The sequence below is a fragment of the Streptomyces sp. NPDC111628 genome (genome assembly GCF_055635195.1).
Genome location: NZ_JBVKBZ010000005.1, coordinates 308,003 through 322,763, shown reverse-complemented (window position 1 = coordinate 322,763; position 14,761 = coordinate 308,003). Strand labels below are relative to the sequence as shown.

General features: G+C 71.8%; 17 protein-coding genes. 14 read left to right on the top strand and 3 right to left on the bottom strand.

The window, feature by feature from the left end:
- Positions 1-243: 243 nt before the first annotated feature.
- On the top strand, positions 244-1,134 hold the full coding sequence (locus ACZ7MF_RS27310) for a dioxygenase family protein (RefSeq protein ID WP_471480515.1): 891 nt from the start codon (positions 244-246) through the stop codon (positions 1,132-1,134).
- Between the two features lie 81 nt (positions 1,135-1,215).
- Here ACZ7MF_RS27310 and ACZ7MF_RS27305 read toward each other — a convergent pair whose 3' ends face one another.
- Positions 1,216-2,148, bottom strand: coding sequence for an NAD-dependent epimerase/dehydratase family protein (locus ACZ7MF_RS27305; protein WP_471480513.1), 933 nt, complete (start codon positions 2,146-2,148; stop codon positions 1,216-1,218).
- Between the two features lie 28 nt (positions 2,149-2,176).
- The gene (locus ACZ7MF_RS27300) at positions 2,177-3,130 is read right to left on the bottom strand and encodes a ScbA/BarX family gamma-butyrolactone biosynthesis protein (RefSeq protein WP_471480511.1); all 954 of its coding nucleotides are present in this window, start codon (positions 3,128-3,130) and stop codon (positions 2,177-2,179) included.
- Between the two features lie 464 nt (positions 3,131-3,594).
- On the opposite strand from ACZ7MF_RS27300, the gene ACZ7MF_RS27295 reads away from it, so the two are divergent.
- On the top strand, positions 3,595-4,344 hold the full coding sequence (locus ACZ7MF_RS27295; RefSeq protein ID WP_471480508.1) for a response regulator transcription factor: 750 nt from the start codon (positions 3,595-3,597) through the stop codon (positions 4,342-4,344).
- 58 nt (positions 4,345-4,402) lie between these two features.
- Positions 4,403-5,011, top strand: coding sequence for a ScbR family autoregulator-binding transcription factor (locus ACZ7MF_RS27290; RefSeq protein ID WP_471480506.1), 609 nt, complete (start codon positions 4,403-4,405; stop codon positions 5,009-5,011).
- A gap of 29 nt (positions 5,012-5,040) precedes the next feature.
- Here ACZ7MF_RS27290 and ACZ7MF_RS27285 read toward each other — a convergent pair whose 3' ends face one another.
- Positions 5,041-5,628, bottom strand: coding sequence for a TetR family transcriptional regulator (locus tag ACZ7MF_RS27285; protein WP_471480504.1), 588 nt, complete (start codon positions 5,626-5,628; stop codon positions 5,041-5,043).
- 391 nt (positions 5,629-6,019) lie between these two features.
- On the opposite strand from ACZ7MF_RS27285, the gene ACZ7MF_RS27280 reads away from it, so the two are divergent.
- The 11 genes from ACZ7MF_RS27280 (at position 6,020) to ACZ7MF_RS27230 (ending at position 14,645) form a co-directional block, all read left to right on the top strand.
- The gene (locus ACZ7MF_RS27280; protein WP_471480502.1) at positions 6,020-6,655 is read left to right on the top strand and encodes an OvmZ protein; all 636 of its coding nucleotides are present in this window, start codon (positions 6,020-6,022) and stop codon (positions 6,653-6,655) included.
- Positions 6,652-6,858, top strand: a complete 207-nt coding sequence (locus ACZ7MF_RS27275) for a hypothetical protein (RefSeq protein ID WP_471480500.1) — start codon at positions 6,652-6,654, stop codon at positions 6,856-6,858. The genes ACZ7MF_RS27280 and ACZ7MF_RS27275 overlap by 4 nt, the downstream gene beginning before the upstream one ends.
- A 362-nt stretch (positions 6,859-7,220) precedes the next feature.
- The gene (locus ACZ7MF_RS27270; RefSeq protein WP_240330438.1) at positions 7,221-7,592 is read left to right on the top strand and encodes a dehydrogenase; all 372 of its coding nucleotides are present in this window, start codon (positions 7,221-7,223) and stop codon (positions 7,590-7,592) included.
- Positions 7,589-8,146, top strand: coding sequence for a nuclear transport factor 2 family protein (locus ACZ7MF_RS27265; protein WP_471480497.1), 558 nt, complete (start codon positions 7,589-7,591; stop codon positions 8,144-8,146). The genes ACZ7MF_RS27270 and ACZ7MF_RS27265 overlap by 4 nt, the downstream gene beginning before the upstream one ends.
- A 27-nt stretch (positions 8,147-8,173) precedes the next feature.
- A complete protein-coding gene (locus ACZ7MF_RS27260) occupies positions 8,174-8,641 on the top strand; it encodes an ester cyclase (protein ID WP_471480495.1) in 468 nt (155 codons plus the stop codon).
- A 184-nt stretch (positions 8,642-8,825) separates the two neighbouring features.
- Positions 8,826-9,227 (top strand): nitroreductase family deazaflavin-dependent oxidoreductase, encoded by a 402-nt coding sequence (locus ACZ7MF_RS27255; protein WP_115743038.1) that lies wholly within the window; start codon positions 8,826-8,828, stop codon positions 9,225-9,227.
- The gene (locus ACZ7MF_RS27250; RefSeq protein WP_115743039.1) at positions 9,224-9,799 is read left to right on the top strand and encodes an NADPH-dependent FMN reductase; all 576 of its coding nucleotides are present in this window, start codon (positions 9,224-9,226) and stop codon (positions 9,797-9,799) included. The genes ACZ7MF_RS27255 and ACZ7MF_RS27250 overlap by 4 nt, the downstream gene beginning before the upstream one ends.
- A 76-nt stretch (positions 9,800-9,875) precedes the next feature.
- The gene (locus ACZ7MF_RS27245) at positions 9,876-11,189 is read left to right on the top strand and encodes a cation:proton antiporter domain-containing protein (RefSeq protein WP_471480492.1); all 1,314 of its coding nucleotides are present in this window, start codon (positions 9,876-9,878) and stop codon (positions 11,187-11,189) included.
- Between the two features lie 138 nt (positions 11,190-11,327).
- Positions 11,328-11,987 (top strand): hemerythrin domain-containing protein, encoded by a 660-nt coding sequence (locus ACZ7MF_RS27240; protein WP_115743041.1) that lies wholly within the window; start codon positions 11,328-11,330, stop codon positions 11,985-11,987.
- Between the two features lie 103 nt (positions 11,988-12,090).
- A complete protein-coding gene (locus tag ACZ7MF_RS27235; RefSeq protein WP_471480490.1) occupies positions 12,091-13,563 on the top strand; it encodes an MFS transporter in 1,473 nt (490 codons plus the stop codon).
- Positions 13,564-13,691: 128 nt separating this feature from the next.
- The gene (locus ACZ7MF_RS27230) at positions 13,692-14,645 is read left to right on the top strand and encodes a MarR family winged helix-turn-helix transcriptional regulator (protein WP_471480488.1); all 954 of its coding nucleotides are present in this window, start codon (positions 13,692-13,694) and stop codon (positions 14,643-14,645) included.
- The last annotated feature ends 116 nt before the right edge of the window (positions 14,646-14,761 follow it).

The following is a 14,761-nucleotide window of genomic DNA, read 5'->3' as shown; positions in this document are numbered from 1 at the left end:
CGCCGCCCGTACACGGGCCCTGCCCACCGCCCTCATAACGCCGGGCAGGGGGCGAAACAGGAGGTGCCCGCGGCCCCTGCGCCGCGCCTACGGTGGCCAGCGATCACCACGGAGCGCGCCCGTCGTAGCAACAGCAGCCTGCCCCGCGCCGGCGGGCGCGCTCCCTGTCCCCGACGTCCCGGATGTCGCACGTCCCGTTCAGCTTCCCCAGGGACCACTCACCGAGGAGACCGAGGAACCGCCATGACCTCCGACACCCCCACCACCCCTGACGAACCCGGGCCCAGGCCCGGCCCCGGCCCGGGCTCCGGCGCCGACCGCGGGATCAGCCGCAAGACGCTGCTCAGGGCGGCCGTCGCCGCCGGTGCCACCGTTCCGCTGCTCGCCACCGGCGGTATCGCGCTGGCCCGGGACGCCGCCCGCTCCTCCGGCGGCCAGAGGCTGACGCCGACCCCGTACTGCGACGACGGCGACGACCTGACGCCCGACCAGATGGAGGGTCCGTACTTCAAGCCGAACTCCCCGCTGCGCACCAACCTGGTCACCCCCGGCACCCCGGGCACCCCGCTGACCGTCGGCGGCTACGTCTTCGGCCGGAACTGCGTGCCGCTGTCCGGCGTGCTCCTCGACTTCTGGCAGGCCGACGACAACGGCGACTACGACATGGCCGGGTACACCTTCCGCGGCCACCAGTTCACCGACGCCACCGGCGCCTTCGCCCTCCAGACGATCGTGCCGGGCCTCTATCCCGGCCGCACCCGGCACATCCACGTCAAGGTGCAGGCCCCCGGCGAGCCCGTGCTCACCACTCAGCTGTACTTCCCCGGCGAGCCCCGCAACAGCACGGACATGATCTTCGACCCGGCCCTGCTGATGAACGTCCGCGGCGCCGGCAACGGCAAGGAGGCCACCTTCGACTTCGTCCTGAACGTCGACGGCGACACCGGCCCCACGGACCCGCCCACCGACCCGCCCACCGACCCGCCGGGCGGCACCTGGGCGAGCGGCCACGCCTACACCGCCGGTGACCGGGTCACGTACGGGGGCGGTTCCTACCGCTGCCTCCAGGCGCACACCTCCATGGAGGGCTGGGAACCGCCGAACGTGCCGGCGCTGTGGCAGCGCGAGTCCTGACGGTGCGGAGCTCGGGCGAGTGCCCGCTCCCCGATCCAGAGGCCCTCCGCCGGGCGCGCGACCGGCGGGGGGCCTCGCCATTCACGGGCGCCCGGCGGACGGCAGCGTGGACCGGTACCAGGGCTCGGCACGCCGGAACCCGGTGCCGAAGGGGTCGCCCGGCGTCTCCCGGAGGTCCGACCAGAGGGTGTCGGACTCGAAGAGGTGATCGGTGGTCAGCAGGTCGACCACGCCCGGCAGGACATCGTCCCCGGCCAGCAGGTCCCGTGCCCGCCGTACCGTGAGGTCACGCCGCGGCCAGGGGATCCCGGCGCAGGCGGCGACGGCGCGCAGGGCGCCGCCGACGCCGACCGGATCCGGGTGCGCCGCGTGGTAGACGGACGCGGACAGCGCCGAGTCGGGCGCGAACGCGGCACCCACCAGGGCCCGGGCCAGATCCGGTACGGCGATCATCGACATCCGCGCGGACCAGCCCGCCACCGTGCCCGGCAGCTCGCGCAGCACCCGGGCCATGCCGGGCCCGACCCAGGCGTCTCCCGCCCCGTACACCAGGTGGGGCCGCAGGACGACCCCGCCGGCCGCGAGCACGGCATCCTCGGCGGCGGCGCGGGTGCGGGAGGTCCAGGACCCCGGGTTGCGGACGAGCTCCTCGGGCCGCTGGCCCCGGTAGGTGCCGCGGCCGTAGACCGAGGCGGTGCTCAGGTGCACGACACGGCGGACCCCGGCCCGGCGGGCCTCCGCGACCAGCGCGGTCGTGCCGTCGGCGTTCACGGCCTCGTTCGCCGCCTTCGTGCCGCCTATCTGCGCCGCGCAGTGGATCAGCACGTCGACGCCGTCGCAGACGCCGCGCAGGCTCTCGGGGTCGGTCAGGTCGCCCCGTACGCACCGCGCCCCGGAGCGGGGGACGGGACGACGGTGCGCCAGCAGCCTGACGCCGGCCCGCCGCCGTTCCGCCTCGCGGACGACGTGTCCTCCCACGAAGCCGGACGCGCCGGTGATCAGTACGGTGGGCACGGGGCACTCTCCCAGGGGTCGGGCCGGGTCAGCTGACGCGGGGGCGCAGGACGAGGTCGGCGGTGAAGACGGTCTCGCCCTCCTGGCTGCCGCACACCCGCACCGGCAGCTCGCCCCGGGTGCCGTGCCCCTCGACGGTGGCCGTGACCCAGCACGGGGAGTCGAACTCGGCGTAGCGCGCGAAGTCGGCCCGCACGTCCGAGAGCAGGGCGCAGGGGAGCCCTGTGACGGCGTGGGCGGCCTGCCGGGCGGCCTCCAGCAGGACCATGCCGGGGATGTGGTCGGTCGGGTGGTCGAAGTAGGTCGGGTGGGCCGTGTCGACCCGCAGCTCCCAGCGGCCCGGCGTCGCCGGTGCGGGTTCGCCCAGCAGGACGTGCCAGGGGCTGCCGTGGCGCACGGCCGCGGGGTCGAGCGCCGGCGGGGGTGTGCGGTGGCAGTCCGTGGGGCGCTCTCCCCGCAGCCGTCTGTACACGTCCGGACTCATGCACCGGAAGGCGGCCGAGGCGGTCGCCCGCACCTCGTTGCCCCGCCGCACGGTGACGTCGTAGCGCATCTCGCGCAGGCTGCGGCCGCGGCGCACGACGTCCCGGCACAGGGTGTGCATCTCGACGTCGGTGGGGACCGCGCCGGCCCTGAAGAGCTCCGGGTCGGCGCTCACGCTGAGGTCGGACATGAGGAACTGATAGCCGAACGGCACGTCGAACTCGGCGTGCGCGAGCAGGGAACCGATCTGCCGCACGGACTCGACCAACAGCATCGGATCCTGGTATCCGCGGTCGGAGGCGAACAGGGAGTGGCAGCGGGGCCACTGGGCCCCGACCACGAAACCGCTGCGGTCGCCGGCGGCGGAACCGTCGTGCTCCCAGCCGGTGAGCAGGACTTCGGAGACGGCTGCGCGGTGCACGTATTCACGCGGAACCGTGGAGGTCAGCTTCCGGGGCTGTGCCGTGACGCCGGGTGCCGTCGGGGCGAGGTTCGGCATGTGCGGGGCTCCCATCAGGTGCAGACAGGGGGCGGCACGGCCGTAAGTCGGCTGCCCACCCCCGTGGCCGACTAGCTGCGGCTAAAGATACAGACAGGTCGGTCCAGTTTTTCAAGAGGCAGGAAGGTTTCGTCGGCCACACGTGCGTCAAGTGCTGTACGCGCGACTCCGCCGCACCCCCACACCGGACCGGTCGATGAAACATGCCGACGCGCACGGTTCCGAGCGGATTGACCCACTCTTGGCCAAGTGTTTCCAGGGCTCACACGCACGCGAAGGCGACACGATCCACACCCGCACACGGGAAACACACAGCTCACCAGACATGGACCCCAGTGATCGAGAGGTCACCCAGAGGCACGAGGCAACCTTTGACAATCAGACAAGTCTGTTTGGTACTGTCTTCGCCGTGAACCTCAGTCAGTGATGTCGTGGTGTGTTTTCAGGTGCCTCCAGGGGGACAGATGAACCGGCAGTACGCGGAGCTCGTCGGACCGTCGCCGCAGCACCCTCTCCGACCCGCCGCCCCGGTCCGCCGGGCGGCCCGGAACGTACTGGTCGTCGAGAACGACCAACGGTCCGCCGAAACGCTCCTGCGGGGGCTGACCCGGCAGGGGTACGCCGCACGGGGCGTGGACACCGGCGCCCAGGCGCTGCGCGGCCACCGCGACGCCGACCTGATCCTGCTCGACCTCGACCTGCCCGACCTGGACGGCCTCGAGGTGTGCCGGGCCATCCGGGCGATCAGCGACACACCGATCATCACGGTGACCGCGCGGCGCTCGGAACTCGACTGTGTGCTCGGACTCCAGGCGGGCTCGGACGACTACCTGGTCAAGCCGTACGGCTTCCGCGAGCTGCTGGCCCGCATGGAGGCGGTGATGCGCCGCTCGCACGGCCGGCCGGCCACCGCGGACACCGGCCGGGTCATCACCCACGCCGGGCTGCGCATCGACGTGGCCGGCCGGGCGGCCACCCTCCACGGGGAGCCCCTGGACCTGACCCGCAAGGAGTTCGACCTGCTCCACCTACTGGCCCTGCAGGCCGGTACGGTGCTCACCCGGCGCCAGATCATGGCCCACGTCTGGGACGACGCCTGGTCGCCGCGGGGCCGGACCGTGGACACGCACGTCGGCACCCTGCGCGGCAAACTCGGCTCCAGCGCCTGGATCGTCACCGTGCGCGGGGTGGGTTTCCGGCTCGGCCAACCGTGACCGCGGCAACAATACAGACTAGTCTGTTGGGCTAACAGCGGCAGGGTAAGGATGAGGCATGGCTCAACAGGAACGCGGCAGGCAGTCGCGACGGTCGATTCTCGAGGCCGCCGCCCACGTTTTCGACGAACGCGGTTACGACGCCGCCAGCACCAACGACATACTGGCCCGCACCGGGCTGACCCGCGGCTCCCTCTACCACCACTTCCCCTCCAAGGAAGCCATCGCCGTGGCCCTGGTCCAGGCCCACGGCGAGGCCCTGGACGTACCGGAGGGGCCGGTGCGGCTGCAGTCGGTGATCGACCTGACCCTGGAGTTCGCCCGCCGTCTCCAGCACGACCCGGTACTGCGCGCCAGCGTGCGTCTGACCACTGAGCAGACCTCCTTCCACCGCCCTCCGCAGACCGCCTACGAGCAGTCCCTGGAGGCGATCGAGAAGCTGCTGCGGGAGGCGAAGGAACGGGGCGAGCTCTTGCCGGGCGTCGATGTGGACGAGGCGGCGTCGATGATCGTCGGCTGCTTCACCGGCCTGCAGATCATGTCCCAGGCGTACACCGGCCGGGAGGACCTGGGCGACCGGGTCGGCTCCTTCTGGCGCTTCTTCCTGCCCGGACTCGCCACCCCCGGCCTGATCGGCCGGCTCCGCACCGCGGCCCCCGCTTCCTGACCCCGTTCACGGACGACGTGCGAACGTTGTCACGGCAGGCGGCGGTGGTCGCCGTCCGCCTGGGGGAACGGCGGGCGTATCAGTCCCCACAGGCGCCGGGAGGTGTCGCCGTCCCACCACCCGGGGTCCGACCGGCCCAGTGTCTCGATGCCGGCCGCCACGACCACGGCCAGATCGGCCAGGTCCCCGGGCGGCGCGCCGTGCCGCCCGCCGGCCGCCTCGTGCGCGGCGGCCACCCGGTCGCGGAGCAGCGACATCAGGTGGTCGCGCAGCCTCGGCGGCCCCGCTGAGCCGTCCGGGGCCAGCTCCATGCCCGCCCGGACGATCTTGTCGCTGCCCAGCGCCTCGGTGAGCGCCAGGCAGAAGCGCTCCGGCGCGTCCACGGCCGCACCGGAGAACGCCGCGTCGACGATCTCCTCCAGCCGGCCGCGCGCCTGTTCGTGGACGGCGGCCGCGAGGGCGGCCGTCGAGGAGAAGTGGTGGTAGAGCGCGCCGCGGCTCACACCGGCCCGGCGGCAGATGTTGACCAGGCCCGCGTCGGCCGGGTGCCCGTCCGCGATCAGCTCCGCCGTGGCCCTGATCAGAGCCTCACGAGTCCGCTCGGACCGCGTCTGCATCGGACCCCACCTGCCTTCTTCGTCCTTGTCGGCCTCTCAGCCAAAGGAAGCATACAAGGAGGTCTGTTTTACCGGACCCACACCCGCATGCGACACCCTAATATGATCTTCCTTCATTCACAGATCCCCCACATACATACGTCAAATGGCCTGAACCTTCCCTTCCGAAACGACCGATCGACACTGAACCGAGTAGACTTGCCTGTATGTTTTCCTGGATCGAACGCTCGCCGAGGCGCCCCGATCTGGGCACTTGGCACGGCATTGACATGGGGCTGACCCAACCTCGAACGCTTGATGGAACCCTGCATCGCTGTCGGTAGAAGTAGCCCCGGGAGCCCGGTGAGACTGAATGTCGTCTTGCGAAACTGCCACGGATCGGGGGATTTCGATGGATGAGCGTGAGAGAGCCACCGCGGAGCACACGAGCAGGGACTGCGCACGGCGGTGCGGCCGGATCTGCACCCGCTGCCTGGACCGGACCGGCCGTGAACTGCGGACGCTGCTCGCCCTGTACAGGGAGAGCGACGAAACCCTGGCCGCCACCCCCGCGACGGCGCTGCGGCAGCGGGTGAGCGGCAGTCGCGGCAGCGTCGGCATCGTGCTGGACGAGCGGGTCGTGTCCCTGCGGAGCCGGGTGACCGAGACCCTGAGCCTGTGGGCCCGGCTCGTCCTGGACGAGCGCGGCGACACCGCCCTCGGCACCACGGAGCGGGGGCTCGGCCGGCTGGTGCGGTTCCTGGGGCAGCAACTGCCGTGGTTCGCCGGCCACCCCGCCGGTGTCGAGTTCACCGAGGAGATCACCGAACTGCTCGCGGATCTGGACGAGTTGTTCGGTCCTGGGCCGGTGAACCGGTTCCCGCTCGGGCCGTGTCCGCGGCCGGAGTGCGGGGGCGCCCTCTTCGGCGTCCGGCCGGCGGACCGCGACCGCGTTCCGAGCCATGTCTCCTGCGACGCCGGCCACCCGGTGCCGCCCCGCCAGTGGCTGCTGCTGGCCGGCCGTACGGAGAAGGAGCGGGCGGCGTGAGCGGCTTCGCGGAGCGCACCGGCGGGACGGCCCGACGCCGTACGGTGCCCACGGAACTGGCCGCCCTGGCGATGGGCGTCTCCCAGGCCACCATCCGCAAATGGGCCAGCCGCGGAAAGATCACCCGGCACGGCGGCCCGCAGCGCGCGGAGTACGACCTGGAGGAACTGCTGGCCCTGACCCGCCGCGACCCCCGCGAATGACCCGGGCCCGGAGAGGGCCCTCCTCTTGACCGACCGTTCCCTCAAGGACCGATCCGTGCGGGGATCGGGTCCACAGCTGCCCCCGCGGCCCACACCGTCCGCGGGGGCAGCCCGTTTTCGTCAACTCCCTTATGCATAGCGGCAGTTGACGACGCGGACGACAACTGTCACACTTTCTGCGGCGCCCCCATGCCCGGACGCCGCCACTTCTTCGGCGGCGGTCTCCACGGGCGGCGCCTCCCGCGGCAGGCTCTTCGCAGCCCCGCGTTCCGCACGTTCCAGGAGATCCGCGGCGAGTCGGCAGCACCGACCCGCCGCGGATCTCCTTTTTTCTGCCGCCCCCATTCGAGGAAGTGTGGTCGATGCCTGTTTCTACCTGGACCCCCGTCGGACGATGGACGGGTACGGTCACGCACGACGACGAGGTGGACGAGTACACGGTCGCCTTCGCCGCGGACGGTTCGCTCTCGGTCACGACGCGGAAGAGCACCGGCTACGGCGCGTGGACCGCCGTCGGCGACGAGACCCTGGAGTTCTCCCTGCGCGAGGACTTCAACGTCGACGTCACCCAGATCAGCCCGAACGGCCACCACGCCGCGTACATACAGATCGACATCACGGCGCGCCTCACCGGGGACACGCTCTCCGGCGAGGGCAAGGCCGTCGTGCACGGTCCCGACGACGCCGTGATCTACGCGACGGGCGCCCGGACCGAAGCGCGCAGGGTGTCATGACCACCCCGGTGCAGGCCGCGGTCCCCGCCGAACTGGCCGCCGAACTGGCCGCCGAGGTGGCCCGGCTGTCCGACGTCACGGCGCTCAAGGACCTCGCCGACCGTTATCTGGCCAGCCTCGACGCGGGCACCTTCGACGCGGCGTGGGCCGGCGCGCTGTTCACGGACGACGTGGAGATGACGTTCCCGGTCGGCAGCCACCGGGGCAGCGCGGGTGTCGACGGCTTCACCGCGCAGATCATGGCGCGCTGGGGCCGTACGCACCACCACGGCTCCGAGAGCACGGTCGAGGTCGACGGCGACCGCGCCGAAGTGGGCTGGAGCCTGATCGCCTCCCATGTGCACCACGGCTCGCCGCTGCCGCCGGACGCCTCCGAGTACTTCCAGCTCGGCGGCCGTTTCGCCGGTACGGCCCGGCGCACGCCGGACGGCTGGCGCTTCGACCGGCTGCGGCTGCGCATCGTGTGGACCACCGGAGCCGTACCCGCCGGTGTCACCCGGGTCGACGCGCGGACGCTCGACACCCGCGGCGGCCGCGGCACCCCCGCCCAGTAGCCCGATCCCAGCGAAGGAGAACCCGCCATGCCCACCACGCTCACGCCGGACCAGCAGAAGGAACTCATCGAGAAGGTCTTCCACGAGGGCCTCGACCTCGGCGACCTCTCGGCCGCCGACCGCTACCTCACCGCGGACTTCCGCAACCACGGCAGCCACGACGACTCCATGCGCGGACCGGAGGCGTTCAAGCACACCATCCGGATCCAGCAGTCCGCCTTCAGCGACATCAAGTACGAGATCCTCGACTTCATCGCCATGGGCGACAAGGCCGCCATCCGCTGGGTGATGCACGGCCGGCACACGGGCCCCTTCATCGGGATCCGGCCGACCGGGCTCCAGGTCCAGCACCAGGCGATCATCTGGTTCCGCTTCGAGGGCGACCGGATCGCCGAACGCTGGGGCATCGTCGACAACTTCGCCCTGCAGCGCTTCCTGCAGTCGGGCGGCAAGCCGGCCGGCCCCCTCACCCCGGCCGGCCGCCCCGGCGCCTGACCCGCCCCAGCTCCGGCGTCGGTCGCGCGCGCCGCACGGGCGCTGCCGCGGCCGGCGCCGGACCGCCGCAGAAGACACACCACGAAGCAGCACGACGAAACAGCACGACGAAACATCTGGACGAAACAGCACCAGGAAGCAGCGCAAGGAAGCAGCTAGCGCAAGGAAGCGCAAGGAGGACGTCATGCCCATCGACAGAAAAGTCGCCCGGTTCAACCGGCGGTTCGCCAACCGGTTCGTCGGCCCCCTGTTCAGCCGCCTGCCGGGCTTCGGGAAGGTCCATCACCGGGGCCGCAAGTCCGGACGGGAGTTCGCCACGCCGGTCAAACTGTTCCGGCGCGGCACGGACATCGTCATCACGCTGCCGTACGGGCCCGGCTCCGACTGGGTCAAGAACGTGCTGGCGGCGGGCGGTTGCGAGATCACCACCCGAGGGCGCCGCATCCGGGTCACCGACCCCGTGGTCTTCACCGACGACGGCAGCACGCGCATGCCGGCCGTGACCCGCCGCATCCTGTCCCGGGTCGAGGCCACCGAGTTCCTCGCCCTGACGCCGGTGCCCGCGCCGCTGCCGGCGGGCCGGTGACGCCCGCGCCGGTCCGGGTCGCGCTCCTCGTCGGCTCGGCCCGCGAAGGGCGGCTCGCCCCGGACGTCGCGGGCTGGTTCGCCGGTGTCGCCCGGCGGCGCGGGGACCTCGTCCTGGACGTCGTGGACGTGGCCCACCATCCGCTGCCGTCCGACCTGGCCGCGGACGACCCCGTGGCCGCGGCGCTGCGTCCCCGGCTCGCGGGCGCCGAGGCCTACGCGGTGGTCGTGCCGGAGTACAACCGCAGCATTCCCGGGCCGCTGAAGACGCTGGTCGACAGCTTCCAGACCGAGTGGCGGGCCAAGCCGGTCGGCTTCGTCGGCTACGGGCTCGGCGCGGCGGGCGGAGTGCGCGCGATCGAGCATCTGCGGCAGATCTTCGCCGAGTTCCACTGCGTGGGGATGAAGGACGTCGTCACCTTCCCCCGCGTGCTCGACCACTTCGACGCCGAGGGACGGTTTCCCGCCGAGCCCGAGCGGTGCGAGGCGGCCGCCAAGCTCATGCTCGACCAGCTGATGTGGTGGGCCGACGCCCTGCGCGCGGCCAAGGCGGCCCGCCCCTACGGCTCCTGACCCCTCCGGCGACCGCCGCGACGCCACCCGGTGCCCGCACCGCACCGCCCCGCCCCTCCCTGTCTCAGGAGACGTGATGGCCGCTGTTCCCGTCCCTCTCTCCGACCTCCTCATCGCCGTTCCGACGGTGATCCTCGTCAGCCGGGCGGCCGCCCAGTTCCTGCGCCGGGCCGGTCAGCCACCGGTGGTCGGAGAGATCCTCGCCGGCATCCTGCTCGGCCCCTCCCTGCTGGGCGCGCTGTGGCCCGAGGGCCAGGCCTGGCTGTTCGGCCCGTCCGTGATCCCGTACATCGACATGCTCGGCAATGTCGGGCTGCTCGTCTTCATGTTCCTCGTCGGGCTGGAACTCGACCTCGGCGCACTGCGCGGGGACCGCAGAACCGCCCTCGCCGTCTCCCAGGCGGGCACCGCCGTGCCGCTCGTGCTGGGTGCCCTGCTGGCGCTCGGCATGTACGGCCCGCTCGCCCCGGACGGCACCGACCGGCTCTCGTTCGTGCTGTTCATCGGGGTCGCGCTCAGCATCACCGCGTTCCCGGTCCTGGCCCGCATCCTCACCGATCGCGGGCTGTACCGCAGCCGGGTGGGCGCGCTCGCCATGGCCAGCGCGGCCGTCGGCGACGTGAGCGCATGGTGCCTGCTGGCCGCCGTCGTGGCGATCGCGAACAGCGGTTCGCCCTTCGACGCCGTCACGACCGCGCTGTACGCGACGGCCTTCGCGTGCGTCCTGTTCTACGTCGTCCGGCCGCTGCTGACCCGGTGGACCGCGCGGGCCGAACGGGGTCACTCCGACGCCGTGGTACTGGTCGTGCTGTTCAGCGGCCTGTGCCTGTCCGGGTACGTCACCGATCTGATCGGTGTGCACGCGCTGTTCGGCGCCTTCCTGTTCGGTGTGGTCACCCCGCGCGGCAGCCGGCGGACCGCGACGGCGGCGATACGACTGCGTGCCTTCGCGGTACCGGTACTGCTGCCGCTCTTCTTCGTGAGCACCGGGCTGCGGACCGACGTGTCGCTGCTGGGCGGCGGTTCGGCGCTGTGGCTCTGGGCCGGTGCCGTACTCGCCGTGGCGGGGCTGGGGAAGTGGGGCGGAGCCGCGCTCGCGGCCCGGCTGACCGGCAACGGGTGGCGCGATGCGATGTCCCTCGGCGCGCTGATGAACTGCCGGGGGCTGACCGAGCTGGTGGTGCTGGACATCGGTCTCGGCCTCGGGATCGTCGGCCCCGACCTCTTCACCGTCCTGGTGCTCATGGCCCTGGTGACCACGGCGATGACCACGCCGGCGCTGAGCCTGATCCGCGGGAGGACGGACGCCGCGGACGCCCCGGACGGTCCCGGTGCACCTGAAGCCGCCGATGCCGAGAACCCCGTGCTGCAACCTGCCGAACGGCGCTGACCTGCTCTTTCGCCATCACCGTCAAGCCCTTGCGGCACTGATGGTTGGTGAATTGCTAGTTGGCGTCTTGATAGATAAGCAAGTTGACGATACCGTCGCAGTACCGCACGGAGCAGTGAGGCGATGAGGGAGAGAGCCATGAACCAGGACTTCAAGAACCTCGACATGACGATGATGTTCGCGATCCACGACGCCCTGCGGCGCGAGCTGGAGCGCATCGCCCGGATCACCGCCCGGGTCGACGAGGACCCCCGGCACGTACTGAGCACCGCCGTCGGCTGGGAGCTGTTCAAGAAGTTCCTGACCGCCCACCACGTCTCCGAGGACGTCACCGTGTGGCCCCCGATGGAGCGTGCCCTGGCCGGCCGCCCGGACGAACTGGCCCTGCTGGAGGCCATGGAGGCCGAGCACGCGGTGATCGAACCCCTGCTGGCCGACATCGACACGGCCCTCGCCGACCGGGAGTCCGGGCTGCAGCGCCTGGGGGGCCTGACCGACACCCTCGTCACGCAGCTCGGCGGCCACCTCGACCACGAGGAGCGGGACGCCCTCGCCCTGATGGACCTCACCCTGAGCCAGGAGGAGTGGACCGCCTTCAGCGCCGAGCAGCGCACCCGCATCGGCGACGACTCCACCCGCTACCTGCCCTGGCTGCTGGACGACATCGACGCCGCCAAGGTCGCCACCGTCCTCGGCAAGATGCCCGAACCGCTGCGCCAGGCCTACGCCACCGAGTGGCGCGCCGCCTACGAGGACCTGGACATCTGGACCCCGAAGGCCGACGCCGCCCTGCGCTGAACCGCGGCCGCCGTCCGCCCCGGGACCGCCGCACCCATCCCCATCCCGCCACAGACGCCCATCCCCTTCCCGCCAGGGACATCAGAGACATCGGAGAGAACTCATGTCGCTGCAAGACCGCACCCAGGCCGTCCCCAAGGCCGCGGCACCGCCGCGGCAGGACGGCCGGCTCGGCCTCGCGCTGCTGGTCATCGCCGCAGCTCAGCTGATGCTGGTCCTCGACAACACCATCGTCGCCGTCGCCCTGCCGAGCATGCAGAGCGCCCTCGGCCTCAGCGAGTCCGGCCTCGGATGGGTCGTCACCGCCTACGCGCTGGCGTTCGGCGGCCTGCTGCTGGCCGGCGGCCGCGCCGGTGACCTCTTCGGCCGGCGCCGGGTCTTCCGCATCGGCCTGGTCCTGTTCACCGCCGCCTCCCTGCTCGGCGGCGTGGCCCAGAACGGGGAACTGCTGATCCTGGCCCGGGTGATCCAGGGCGCGGGCGCGGCCATCGCCGCCCCCACGGCCCTGTCGCTGCTGGCCACCACCTTCGAAGCGGGCCCCGCCCGCAACAAGGCGCTCGGGGTGTACGGCGCCATGGGCGGACTCGGCTCGGTCGTCGGCCTGCTGCTCGGCGGTGTGCTCACCGAGTTCCTGAGCTGGCGCTGGGTGATGTTCATCAACATCCCGATCGCCCTGGCCGTACTGCTCGGCACCGGCGTCCTCGTCGAGGGCGACCGTGAGCGCGGCAAGGTCGACGTGCCCGGCGCGTTCGCCGCCACCTTCGGCTTCGGCGCCCTCGTCTTCGGCATCACCCGGGCCGGCGAGGAAGGCCTCGGTGACGGCCTCACCCTGATCGGCCTGGCCACCGCCCTCGTCCTGCTCGTCGCCTTCGTCGCCATCCAGCGCGGCAGCCGGGCGCCCATGGTCCCCCGGGGTCTGCTCGCCGACCGCAGCCGGGTCGGAGCCAACCTGATCATGTTCCTGGTCGGCGCCGGCATGCTCGCCACCTTCTACTTCCTCACCCTCTACATGCAGGTGGTCAAGGGCTACGAGCCGATGGTCACCGGCCTCGCGTACCTGCCCTTCGCACTCGGCATGGGCATCGCGGCCGGCGGTCTGGGCCCGCAGCTCCTGGCCCGGATCTCCGAGCGTGCCGTCATCTCCGTGGGTCTGGTCGTCGGCATCGCGGGCATGGTCTGGTTCAGCTTCCTGGCCCCCGGCCAGAACCCGATGGTGGCGCTGCTGCCCGCCCAGCTGATCGTCGGCCTCGGGCTCGGCATGGTCTTCGTGACCGTCACCGTCATCAGCGTCCGCGGCGTCGAACCGCAGGCGACCGGGGCCGCATCCGGCCTGGTCAACACCGCCCAGCAGATCGGTGGAGCGATCGGCCTGGCGGCGCTGGCCGCCGCCGCCACCGTGGTCACCGACAACGAGCTGCCGGGCAGCGTGCCCGACGCGCTGACCACCGGGTACTCCTACGGTTTCCTGCTCGGAGGCGGCCTGTACCTGCTGGCCCTGGTCGTCGCCCTGGTGACCGCCCCCGCGACCGCCCCCCAGCCGCAGCGCGACATGCAGCACCCCCCGGTCGCGCTGTGACCCTCCGGCGGCCCCGCCTTGTCCCCCGGGGCGGGCCGCCGGAGCCCCCGACCACAGGACCGCGGGGCGGCACACGCCACCGGATGCTCCCGGACACCGCCCGTATACTCGGGCAGGAGGTGCTGTTCTTGCGGTATGAACGCGACGCCGGGCGAGGCCCCGTCACACGGACCGAGGAGACCGCGGAAGTCCCCGGTGTACTCCCGGAGGCACTCACCGACTTCATCGGATACCTCCTGCGCCGGGTCCACGCCCAGTTCTCCTCGACCGGCACCGGCGGCGACGCGGACTCCCGCGACTTCCTGGTCCTGGACGCGCTCACCGGCCACGACTGGGAGTCCCAGCTCGACCTGGCCGAGCGGCTCGGCATCAACCGCACCATCATGGTGTCGGTCATCGACCGCCTCGAGGAGCGCGGTGAGGTCCGGCGCACCCGCAACCCCGACAACCGTCGCCAGTACGTGCTCTCCCTGACGGATGAGGGCCGCCGGGCACTGGACGTCCGGCGGCGTGCGGTGGCCGAGCGGGACGCCCTGCTCACCTCCGTCCTCACCCCCGACGAGACCGCCCGGCTCGACGCCCTCCTCGCCCGTCTGCTGCCCGAGTCCGCGCAGTCCCTGGTCCAGGGCACCGAGTACCTGGTGGCCCAGGCCCACCACCGGCTGCGCCGGCTCGGCGACGAGAAGCTGGCCGGCACCGGCCTGCGAGTGCGCCACTACGGCCCGCTGTCCGCCCTGGCGACGTTCGGGCCCTGCGCCCAGCAGCGGCTCGCGGAACTGCTGGCGATCACCGGGCCCGCCGTCTCCCAGCTCGTGGACGAACTGGTCAAGCAGCAGCTCGTACGCCGGGGCCGCGACCCGCACGACCGGCGCCGCTACGCCCTCGAAGTGACCGACACCGGCCGGGAGAAGCTGGACACCGTGGCGCGGGCCGTGGCCGGCCTGGCGGCGGACGTGACGGACCTGCTCGGTTCCGGCGGCACGGAGGAATTGCGCACCCTGCTGCTGAAACTCCTTTCCCCCACCCATTCCGGAAGTGCCTTCTCCGCTATTTCTGCGCCTTCTGTTCCGGCCGGGGGTTGACCCACCGGGCAAAGGCTGTCACGCTTAATCCAGCGGTTCTCGCATGCCCTTTCCAGAGTCTTCCAGAAGCCGTACCAAGGCTCTTCATTCCAAACGGAGTGAAGGGCCTTTTTTCA

Excerpts from the sequence above, each read along its gene's own strand:
- ACZ7MF_RS27295 (WP_471480508.1), top strand. The coding sequence starts at position 3,595 with ATGAACCGGCAGTACGCGGAGCTCGTCGGACCGTCGCCGCAGCACCCT.
- ACZ7MF_RS27265 (WP_471480497.1), top strand. The coding sequence starts at position 7,589 with ATGACCACCCCGGTGCAGGCCGCGGTCCCCGCCGAACTGGCCGCCGAA.
- ACZ7MF_RS27285 (WP_471480504.1), bottom strand. The coding sequence starts at position 5,628 with ATGCAGACGCGGTCCGAGCGGACTCGTGAGGCTCTGATCAGGGCCACG.
- ACZ7MF_RS27255 (WP_115743038.1), top strand. The coding sequence starts at position 8,826 with ATGCCCATCGACAGAAAAGTCGCCCGGTTCAACCGGCGGTTCGCCAAC.
- ACZ7MF_RS27240 (WP_115743041.1), top strand. The coding sequence starts at position 11,328 with ATGAACCAGGACTTCAAGAACCTCGACATGACGATGATGTTCGCGATC.
- ACZ7MF_RS27300 (WP_471480511.1), bottom strand. The coding sequence starts at position 3,130 with ATGCCGAACCTCGCCCCGACGGCACCCGGCGTCACGGCACAGCCCCGG.
- ACZ7MF_RS27310 (WP_471480515.1), top strand. The coding sequence starts at position 244 with ATGACCTCCGACACCCCCACCACCCCTGACGAACCCGGGCCCAGGCCC.
- ACZ7MF_RS27260 (WP_471480495.1), top strand. The coding sequence starts at position 8,174 with ATGCCCACCACGCTCACGCCGGACCAGCAGAAGGAACTCATCGAGAAG.
- ACZ7MF_RS27235 (WP_471480490.1), top strand. The coding sequence starts at position 12,091 with ATGTCGCTGCAAGACCGCACCCAGGCCGTCCCCAAGGCCGCGGCACCG.
- ACZ7MF_RS27245 (WP_471480492.1), top strand. The coding sequence starts at position 9,876 with ATGGCCGCTGTTCCCGTCCCTCTCTCCGACCTCCTCATCGCCGTTCCG.
- ACZ7MF_RS27280 (WP_471480502.1), top strand. The coding sequence starts at position 6,020 with ATGGATGAGCGTGAGAGAGCCACCGCGGAGCACACGAGCAGGGACTGC.
- ACZ7MF_RS27270 (WP_240330438.1), top strand. The coding sequence starts at position 7,221 with ATGCCTGTTTCTACCTGGACCCCCGTCGGACGATGGACGGGTACGGTC.
- ACZ7MF_RS27290 (WP_471480506.1), top strand. The coding sequence starts at position 4,403 with ATGGCTCAACAGGAACGCGGCAGGCAGTCGCGACGGTCGATTCTCGAG.